The organism is Kitasatospora sp. NPDC058444 (assembly GCF_042721415.1).
Taxonomy (GTDB): Bacteria; Actinomycetota; Actinomycetes; order Streptomycetales; family Streptomycetaceae; genus Kitasatospora.
Genome location: NZ_JBHXLL010000021.1, coordinates 142,752 through 150,236, shown reverse-complemented (window position 1 = coordinate 150,236; position 7,485 = coordinate 142,752). Strand labels below are relative to the sequence as shown.

Below are 7,485 nucleotides of genomic sequence, written 5' to 3'. Positions count from 1 at the left end.
TTTGGCACGCTGTTGAGTTCTCAAGGAACGGACGCTTCCTTCGGACCGCCTTCCAGCGGACCCTCCGGGCTTCGTTCTTTCGTGTTTCCAGCTTATCAGATGTTTTCCGCTCCGTTTTCCGGAGTTTCATTCATCGGATTCGCTTTCCGCTTTGCCGCCCCGGTTTCCCGCGGCGACTCCGGAACTGTACGGGGACCGGCCCGCCACATGCAAATCGCCCCCGCCCGGGGGACCGGGCAGGGGCGATCGGTGTCGGCCGGAGCCGGCCGGAGTCAGGTCAGCGGACCTCGGTGATCTCCGGACCGCGCGCGAACGGGTCGAGCGAGGCACCGCCGAAGCGGTTGCCGCCCTCCTCGGCTGCGACGGTCGCCGCGCCACCGTCGGCGACCATCTGGGCGTCCTCGGGAAGCTTCAGGACGATCGGATCGCGGGGAGCCATCGGGGACTCGCCGCGCACGACGACCGTCTGCCGGAAGACCTGCTCCAGGATCCCGGCCATCTCCGGCTGCACCGCGGCCTGGCCCGAGATCACACCGCGCAGGAACCAGCGCGGACCGTCGCAGCCGACGAAGCGCACCAGCTGCACGCCCTGGGTGCCGTCCGGCAGCTGCACGGGGACCTGGGCACGGAGGTGCCAGCCGAGCGGGCCCTCCTCCTCCTCGATGAGGCCGCCCTGCGAGGTGATGCCGTTGGCGATCTCCTCGCGGACCTCCCCCCAGATGCCCTCCGACTTCGGGGCCGCGAAGGCCTGGAGCTGGATGGCGCTGTTTCCGAGCACGAGGGTGGCTGCCACGATCGCGTCACCGGCGACCTCGACACGGAGCTCCATGCCCTCGACACCGGGGACCAGCAGACCCCCGAGGTCGACTCGCCCCTCCTCGGGGTTCTCGAGCTCGGAGTGGTCCCACGGACCGTCCGGCCGGGGGGCCGGCGGCAGGCCGACCTTGTCGGCCGGGTCCAGCTCGGTCACGTTCTCGCTCTCGGCGGAACCTTCGACGTCATCGGCCGTCTCGTCGGCGCTGATGGCGTCGTCGGCGAGCTGCTCGACAGCGTCCTCGCTCTTCTGGCGACGACGGAACACGGTCACTGTCCTTCCCGGTCCAAGACCGATGCGAATACCTGCTCGGCTTCCTGCGAGGCCGCGGGCATGCTAGACCGCGGCGTGGCCGCCGGTCGACCCGAACCCGCCCTCGGCGCGTGCCGACCCAGGCAGCTCCTCCACCTCGTGGAAACGGGCCTTCTCGACCTGCTGGATCACCAGCTGGGCGATCCGGTCCCCTCGGCGGAAGCTGACCCCCTCGCGCGGGTCCAGATTGACGACGATCACCTTGATCTCTCCACGGTACCCGGCATCGACCGTCCCCGGGGCGTTCACGAGAGCAACGCCGCAACGAGCTGCCAGCCCGGACCGGGGGTGGACGAAGGCCGCGTAGCCGTCCGGCAGGGCGATGGCGATGCCGGTGGGCAGGACGGCCCGCTCACCGGGGGCCAGCTCGGCGTCGACGGTGGTGCGCAGATCGGCGCCGGCGTCCCCGGGCCGCGCGTAGGCGGGCAGCGGCAGCTCGGGGTCGATGCGCTTGATCAGGACGTCCAGCTGCGGGCGGGGGGTGTCGCTCAAGGGTTCACCTCAAAGGCTCGTGCGCGCTTCATCAGATCCGGGTCGTCGAGGACCTTCTCGATGTCCTCGGGACGACCGTGCGTGGTGAAGTGTTCCAGCTTCACCTGGATGAAGAGGGCCTGCGCGCGCACGGCGACCGGTCCGTCCGGGCCGCCGATCCGCGCCTCGGCGGCGCTGTAGATCTTGCGGCCGAGCGCACCCGTGATCCAGGCGCGCAGGTGCAGCACCGAGTCGACGGGCACCGGGCTGAGGAAGTCGGTCTCCAGCCGGCCGGTCACGGCGGGGGCGTGCAGCAGCCAGTTGAGCGTGCCGAGGGTCTCGTCCATGGCGGTGGTCAGCAGCCCGCCGTGGGCCAGGCCGGGGCCGCCCTGGTGGGCCTCGCGGACGGCGAACTCGGCGGTGACGTCGAGTCCCTCGCCGGCGACCGCGTCGATCCGCAGGCCGCCGGGGTGCTGGGGGCCGCAGCCGAAGCAGTGCTCGTAGTGGGAGCCGAGCCGGGTGCCGGGGGCGGGCGCCTGGGGGTGGCGCTCCGGCAGGACGGCGTCCGGCGGCGGGGTGGTCGGGGTCGGCGGCATGGCGGGCGCCGGCCGGTCGGTGGGGGTGCTGGGGGCTGTCGTACCGGTCACGGGGACCAACCCTACCCAGGGGTAGGAGGCCTCCGGTGGGGGTGGCGTCCCGCACCGGACGTCAGGGCGACCACAATGGGGGGCATGTACGACGAACGCCTCACGGTGCCGCGTTCCTGGTGGCTGCTCCCGATCGCGGTGGGTCTCACGCTCGCGCTGATCCTGATCCGGGTCAGCGGTCCGGCCGCGCTGATCGGGCTGGTGGTCGGCATCGCCGCCGGCGCGGTCGCGATCAGCAGCTACGGCTCGGCCCGCATTCGCGTGGTCCAGGGGTCGCTGGTGGCCGGCCCGGCCCGGATCCCGGTGGACGCGCTCGGCGACGCGCAGGCGCTCAGCCCCGCCGAGGCGGCGGCCTGGCGCGGCCCGAAGGCCGATCCGCGCGCCTTCATGCTGCTGCGCAGCTACGTCCCGACGGCGCTGCGGGTCGAGGTGACCGACCCGGCCGACCCGACGCCGTACCTCTACCTGTCGACCCGGTCGCCGATGAAGCTGGCGGAGGCCCTGGAGGACGCCCGGCGCGGCGCCCGCACCTGAGGCGGGGCCGGCCGCGAGCCGGCCCGGGCCCGGGCACGAGCCGGACACGAGCCCGACGGAAGAGCCCGACGAACCGAAGAAGCCGGACAAACGGAGAGGGACGGTTCCGCTGCTGCGGGACCGTCCCTACGACTTTGTCCTGACCGGTTCGCCGGCCGACTCCGTCCTACCGGGTCCGTCCAGCCGGACGGTACCCGGATCTGCCGTCCGGCCCCGCTGCCCGGGGCCGGAAGGAGCGGTGTGCCGGTCCCGCGGGCGCAGCCGCGGGCACCGGGCCCTGTCCGCCGCGGTGCTCAGGCGCCGCAGTCCCGGCAGATCGGGTTGCCGTTCTTCTCGCTGTAGAGCTGGCTCCGGTGGTGCACCAGGAAGCAGCTCATGCAGGTGAACTCGTCGGCCTGCTTCGGCAGGACGCGGACGGCGAGTTCCTCGTTCGAGAGGTCGGCGCCGGGCAGCTCCATGCCCTCCGCGGCGTCGAACTCGTCGACGTCGACAGAGCTGCCGCCCTTGTCGTTCCGCCGAGCCTTGAGCTCTTCGATGCTGTCCTCGTTGACGTCATCGTCGGTCTTGCGTGGGGTGTCGTAGTCGGTTGCCATTTTTCGCTCTCCCCCTCCGGGTTGTGCGGTGTGTGCGGTATCTCCAGCGCACGTAACGCATGGGGGGCCGGTCTTGTGCCCGACCCGAGGCGGAGATTTTGCCTTACTTCAAGCCCTGTTACTCAATCGACACTCAGCCCGGGCTCCATCGGGGTGATCCCCGGGCTCGTGGAAGGCCTCACGCTGGGCCATCGCCGCCTCTCGTCAACCCCGGAAAACCGGACACGCACAGTGAGCGCGGCCGTTGCGGGTACCCGCGGAATCCCTTGCCCACCAGGGAGGCCGACCGATCCGGTGGACCGGCCGGGGGTCGAAATCCGGTCACGGACGGCGATCGGCACCCCGGAGTCGCCGATCACTCTCCGGGGTTGCCCGGAATCATGGAGCGACACGATGTGAGCTTGGTCACGTTGAGAATCTTCCTGGTCAAACCACGGAAAATCCACCCACTCCGACCGGCGGGTTCCGGGCCTCGGCCGACGGCCCGGAACCCGCCCGGTTCCGGGGCCTCAGTCGGCGGTCTTCCGGGCCGCGCGGCGGGCCAGCAGGGCGGCCTGGCGCTCCTCGAACTTCCGGGCCTGGCCGTCCAGCCCGTCCAGGAAGACGCCCAGCTCGTTCTGCGCCAGCAGGCCCTCCGGGCCGAGACCGCCGATCTCCATGACCTTGAGGTGGCGCAGCACCGGCTGGAGCACGTCGTCGTGGTGGATGCGCAGGTTGTACACCCCGCCGAGGGCGATCTGCGCGGCGGCGCGCTCGAAGCCGGGGATGCCGTGGCCGGGCATCCGGAAGTCGGTGACCACGTCGGCGACGGCCCGCATGGCCTGGTCCGGGGCGATCTCCAGGGCGGCCTTCAGCAGGTTCCGGTAGAAGACCATGTGCAGGTTCTCGTCGTTGGCGATCTTCGCCAGCAGCTGCTCGCAGAGCGGGTCGCCGGCGTACTTGCCGGTGTTGCGGTGCGCGATGCGGGTGGCGAGCTCCTGGAAGGCCACGTACGCGACCGAGTGCAGCATGCTGTGCGCGTTGTCGGACTCGAAGCCCTCGGACATGTGGTTCATCCGGGCCCGCTCCAGCGCCACCGGGTCGACCGCCCGGGTGGCGAGCAGGTAGTCGCGGATGGCTATCCCGTGGCGGCCCTCCTCGGCCGTCCAGCGGTGCACCCAGGTGCCCCAGGCGCCCTCGCGGCCGAACATGGTCGCGATCTCGTGGTGGTAGCTGGGCAGGTTGTCCTCGGTCAGCAGGTTGACCACCAGCGACACCCGGCCCACCGGGGTCACCTGGGACTGCTCCAGCGACCAGGCCTCACCGCCCAGCACGCCGTCGAAGTCGCGGCCCTGGCCCCACGGGACGAACTCGTGCGGCATCCACTCCTTGGCCACGCCCAGGTGGCGGTTGAGCTCCTGCTCGACGACCTCTTCGAGGGCGAGGATCAGCCGCGCGTCGGTCCAGCCGCTCGGGACGAGCGAGGAGCTGCTCTGCACAGGGGCGATGGTCACGGTGGTGCTCCTGAGGGGACGGCACGCGCTGGGACGGGCGCGGACGGGGACACGTCGTTCGGACCCGTCGACGGGCGGGCCGCCGACGGATTCACCTACGGTTGCGTAGGTTACGACACCGTAAGTTGCTCGGGCCGGAAATGACAAGCCGCCCCCGCCAGGCCTTATGTCGTCTTGACGGGCCTGACGGGGGCGGCTGGGAACGGTCGCCTACGGAAGGGGCGTTGGACCCTTACGGGGAGGGGCTGCGGACCCTCATGGCGAGGGGATGCGGACCCTCATGGTGAGGCCGCCGCCGGCGCGCGGCGTGGCCTCGATGGTGCCGCCGTGGGCGCGCACGACCGAGCGGACGATGGACAGGCCGAGCCCGACCCCCTTGTCGCTGCGGGTGCGGTCGGCGCCCTTGATCCGGCGGAACGGCTCGAAGATGTGCTCCAGTTCGTACCCGGGCACCATCGGGCCGGTGTTGGAGACCACCAGCTCGCCGCCGCCGGGCACCGCGGTGGTGGCCAGCTCGACCCAGCCACCCGGGTTGTTGTAGCGGACGGCGTTCTGCAGCAGGTTGAGCGCGAGCCGCTCCAGCAGCACGCCGTTGCCGGCCGCCATGGCCGGATCGAGCTTCGAGCGCAGTTCGACCTCGCGCTTGGCCGCCTCGCCCCGGGTCTGCTCCAGCGCCCGGGTGGCCACCTCGGACAGCTCCACCGGGCGCCGGTCGGTCAGCTCGTTCTCGCTGCGGGCGAGCAGCAGCAGGCCCTCGACCAGCTGTTCGCTGCGCTCGTTGGTGGCCAGCAGGGTCTTCCCCAGCTGCTGGAGGTCGGGCGAGGCCGCCGGATCGGAGAGCTGGACCTCCAGCAGGGTGCGGTTGATCGCCAGCGGGGTGCGCAGCTCGTGCGAGGCGTTGGCGACGAAGCGGCGCTGGGAGTCGAAGGAGCGGTCCAGCCGGTCCAGCATGCCGTCGAAGGTGTCGGCGAGCTCCTTGAGCTCGTCGTCCGGGCCGTCCAGCTCGATCCGGCGGTGCAGGTCGGAGGAGGCCACGTCGCGGGCGGTGCGGGTGATCCGGCCGAGCGGGCGCAGCACCCGGCCGGCCATCGCGTAGCCGGCCGCGAAGGCGATCACGGCGAGGCAGACCAGCATGGTCAGCGACTTGCGCAGCAGGGTGTTGAGCGCGGAGTTGGAGCGGCCCAGGTAGTCGGCGGCCTGCCACTTGTTGAAATCGGTGCTGTCCATGGTGGTGCTGCTGAAGTTGTCGGGGCCGCTGACCTGGACGAGGTTGCCGTTGAAGCTCAGCTTGCGCGGCGCCAGGTACGAGACGGCGTCCTGGAAGAACACGTACATCAGGAGCAGCAGCACGACGCCGGCCATCAGGAACATCCCGCCGTAGAGCAGGGTGAGCCGCATCCGGATGGTGGGGCGGAAGGGCAGCCAGGCCAGCATGCCGTCGCCGGGGACGTAGTGCCCGGGGCGGTGGACGCGCGGCGGGGTGAGGGGCTTGGGCGGGACGGCACGCGGGCCGCCGGCGGGCGCGCCGGAGGCCCCGCCGACCGAAGGCGGGGTGGTCATGATGATCCTCTCGGGGCGTCCGCCGGGGCGGGCGCGTACGGCGGGGAGTCCGGGGGTCGGTGGACTCCGGTCGTCAGATCCGGTAGCCCGAGCCCGGCACGGTGACGATCACCGGCGGGTCGCCGAGCTTGCGGCGCAGCGTCATCACGGTGACGCGCACGACGTTGGTGAACGGGTCGGTGTGCTCGTCCCAGGCCTTCTCCAGGAGCTGCTCGGCCGAGACGACGGCGCCGCCGGCCCGCATCAGCACCTCCAGGACGGCGAACTCCTTGGGGGCGAGCTGGACGGTGCGGCCGTCGCGGATCACCTCGCGCCGGCCGGGGTCGAGCGAGATGCCGGCCCGCTCCAGCACCGGGGGCAGCGGAATGGTCGCGCGGCGGCCCAGCGCCCTTACGCGGGCGACGAGTTCGCTGAAGGCGAACGGCTTCGGAAGGTAGTCGTCCGCGCCGATCTCCAGGCCCTCGACCCGGTCGCTGATGTCGCCGGAGGCGGTCAGCATGATCACCCGGGTGGCCAGGCCCTGCTCGACCACCTTGCGGCAGACGTCGTCCCCGTGCACCAGCGGAAGATCGCGGTCCAGAACGACGACGTCGTAGTCGTTGACCGCGATGCGCTGGAGCGCGGCCTCCCCGTCGTACACCACGTCGACGGCCATCGCCTCGCGGCGCAGGCCGGTCGCGACGGCCTCGGCAAGCAGCTGCTCGTCCTCGACGACGAGAACCCGCACGGTCGTAGTCCCTTCTCCAGGCCGGCCCCGGAAGCGGACGCACGGCTCCGACGGTGCCTCCATCCTGCCTGGTCCGGCGGTAAAGCAGCGATAAGCTGCCCCTCGGGCACGGGGCCCGGGCCCGCGACGGTGACTGTTCGCATCCGTGCCACTCCGGTTGGACTGTGACACGGGCAACTTTCTTCCGCCGGGAGGTTTCCCGGCCGCCGGGGCGGGGAGGACAGCTGCACACCCGCGATCTGGCTGACGGCCGATCGCACCCACCCGCCGTGCGTTCATCCGCGCCGGCCCTGGGGCTGGGACATCACCGGGAGCGGCCGAAGGCCTCTCCGCA

The 7,485-nt window shown here is 71.6% G+C and carries 7 protein-coding genes and 1 pseudogene; 1 reads left to right on the top strand and 7 read right to left on the bottom strand.

Annotated elements, in window-relative coordinates; genetic code table 11:
• Nucleotides 1–277 precede the first annotated feature (277 nt).
• The 3 genes and pseudogenes from ACFWP2_RS22620 to ACFWP2_RS22610 all read right to left on the bottom strand — a co-directional run bounded on the left by ACFWP2_RS22620 (nucleotide 278) and on the right by ACFWP2_RS22610 (nucleotide 2,193).
• On the bottom strand, nucleotides 278–1,081 hold the full coding sequence (locus ACFWP2_RS22620; protein WP_380454120.1) for a DUF3710 domain-containing protein: 804 nt from the start codon (nucleotides 1,079–1,081) through the stop codon (nucleotides 278–280).
• Nucleotides 1,082–1,083: 2 nt separating this feature from the next.
• A pseudogene (gene dut / locus ACFWP2_RS22615) lies at nucleotides 1,084–1,618 on the bottom strand (dUTP diphosphatase).
• On the bottom strand, nucleotides 1,615–2,193 hold the full coding sequence (locus tag ACFWP2_RS22610) for a PaaI family thioesterase (protein ID WP_380454134.1): 579 nt from the start codon (nucleotides 2,191–2,193) through the stop codon (nucleotides 1,615–1,617). Before ACFWP2_RS22610 ends, dut begins: the two are co-directional and overlap by 4 nt.
• 135 nt (nucleotides 2,194–2,328) lie before the next feature.
• Here ACFWP2_RS22610 and ACFWP2_RS22605 point away from each other — a divergent pair, with 135 nt between their 5' ends.
• Nucleotides 2,329–2,778: a DUF3093 domain-containing protein gene (locus ACFWP2_RS22605; RefSeq protein WP_380350893.1), complete on the top strand. Its 450-nt coding sequence runs from the start codon at nucleotides 2,329–2,331 to the stop codon at nucleotides 2,776–2,778.
• A gap of 293 nt (nucleotides 2,779–3,071) precedes the next feature.
• Here ACFWP2_RS22605 and ACFWP2_RS22600 read toward each other — a convergent pair whose 3' ends face one another.
• From ACFWP2_RS22600 to ACFWP2_RS22585, 4 genes are all read right to left on the bottom strand, one after another.
• A complete protein-coding gene (locus ACFWP2_RS22600) occupies nucleotides 3,072–3,371 on the bottom strand; it encodes a DUF4193 domain-containing protein (RefSeq protein ID WP_329924615.1) in 300 nt (99 codons plus the stop codon).
• A 509-nt stretch (nucleotides 3,372–3,880) separates the two neighbouring features.
• Complete coding sequence (locus ACFWP2_RS22595) at nucleotides 3,881–4,864, bottom strand: acyl-ACP desaturase (RefSeq protein ID WP_380454117.1); 984 nt, start codon at nucleotides 4,862–4,864, stop codon at nucleotides 3,881–3,883.
• A 255-nt stretch (nucleotides 4,865–5,119) separates the two neighbouring features.
• Nucleotides 5,120–6,424, bottom strand: a complete 1,305-nt coding sequence (locus ACFWP2_RS22590; RefSeq protein WP_380454115.1) for a sensor histidine kinase — start codon at nucleotides 6,422–6,424, stop codon at nucleotides 5,120–5,122.
• Nucleotides 6,425–6,497: 73 nt separating this feature from the next.
• A complete protein-coding gene (locus ACFWP2_RS22585; protein ID WP_030057689.1) occupies nucleotides 6,498–7,151 on the bottom strand; it encodes a response regulator transcription factor in 654 nt (217 codons plus the stop codon).
• Nucleotides 7,152–7,485 lie beyond the last annotated feature (334 nt).

Excerpts from the sequence above, each read along its gene's own strand:
- ACFWP2_RS22605 (WP_380350893.1), top strand. The coding sequence starts at position 2,329 with ATGTACGACGAACGCCTCACGGTGCCGCGTTCCTGGTGGCTGCTCCCG.
- ACFWP2_RS22590 (WP_380454115.1), bottom strand. The coding sequence starts at position 6,424 with ATGACCACCCCGCCTTCGGTCGGCGGGGCCTCCGGCGCGCCCGCCGGC.
- ACFWP2_RS22610 (WP_380454134.1), bottom strand. The coding sequence starts at position 2,193 with ATGCCGCCGACCCCGACCACCCCGCCGCCGGACGCCGTCCTGCCGGAG.
- ACFWP2_RS22600 (WP_329924615.1), bottom strand. The coding sequence starts at position 3,371 with ATGGCAACCGACTACGACACCCCACGCAAGACCGACGATGACGTCAAC.